The organism is Cedecea neteri NBRC 105707 = ATCC 33855 (assembly GCF_001571265.1).
In the GTDB taxonomy this organism is placed as follows: domain Bacteria; phylum Pseudomonadota; class Gammaproteobacteria; order Enterobacterales; family Enterobacteriaceae; genus Cedecea; species Cedecea neteri.
Genome location: NZ_BCTL01000131.1, coordinates 1 through 701, shown reverse-complemented (window position 1 = coordinate 701; position 701 = coordinate 1). Strand labels below are relative to the sequence as shown.

Below are 701 nucleotides of genomic sequence, written 5' to 3'. Positions count from 1 at the left end.
AAAATATTTATCCTGCCTTTTTATTGTCAGCCTGCAGGTCAATTGACTCGTCTATTGAATGCCCGTGAGATGCCCCTTTTTTAGCATTCACATGCGCTTCAACAAGTTCTATAGCTCGTTCTTTTAGTTCTGGAGTGAGTGACATGAACATTTCCTCCCAGTTCTTTTCAAGCTCAGCTGACTTGATCAGCCCTCTAGCACCACCACTAATAAGGATCCGAAGCAAAGCTGAAGCCTCGGCATCACTCATAAACTCAAACGCTGATAGCCACGCAAACCTTAGCTCATCTTTTGTTTTCAACGAGTTTTCTTGTTTCGAAGATTTCACCTGTTTTGCTGAGGCTGGAGCTGCTACCCCTGTGGCAATCCACTCCATCGACACCTGCTCCACTTGTGCTATTTTTAGTGCCACATTGAGAGATGGCTCGGTTCCTCGGGATAAATAGTTGTTTAATGTCGAGAACGACAACCCCCAATCTTGAGCTGCTGCTCTCACACTTCTATTGCCTATCAACTGACGAAGACGGGCCGCAATACTTTCTTTTCCCTCCCCAGGAAAAGCAAGTTGGCTTTCTTTTCTCTCGGTCATTTTCTTTTCCTAGTATCTATTTGATAAATATAAATAAAAATACAAAGCACATTACCAGCCCCCAAACAGACAAAAGAAAGTGGTTTTTTTGCTTTACATGATTCACTTGTGG

The 701-nt window shown here is 43.1% G+C and carries 1 protein-coding gene; it reads right to left on the bottom strand.

Annotated elements, in window-relative coordinates; all coding sequences use genetic code 11:
* Positions 1-7: 7 nt before the first annotated feature.
* Complete coding sequence (locus tag CNE01S_RS25940) at positions 8-589, bottom strand: helix-turn-helix domain-containing protein (protein ID WP_061279247.1); 582 nt, start codon at positions 587-589, stop codon at positions 8-10.
* Positions 590-701 lie beyond the last annotated feature (112 nt).

Excerpts from the sequence above, each read along its gene's own strand:
- CNE01S_RS25940 (WP_061279247.1), bottom strand. The coding sequence starts at position 589 with ATGACCGAGAGAAAAGAAAGCCAACTTGCTTTTCCTGGGGAGGGAAAA.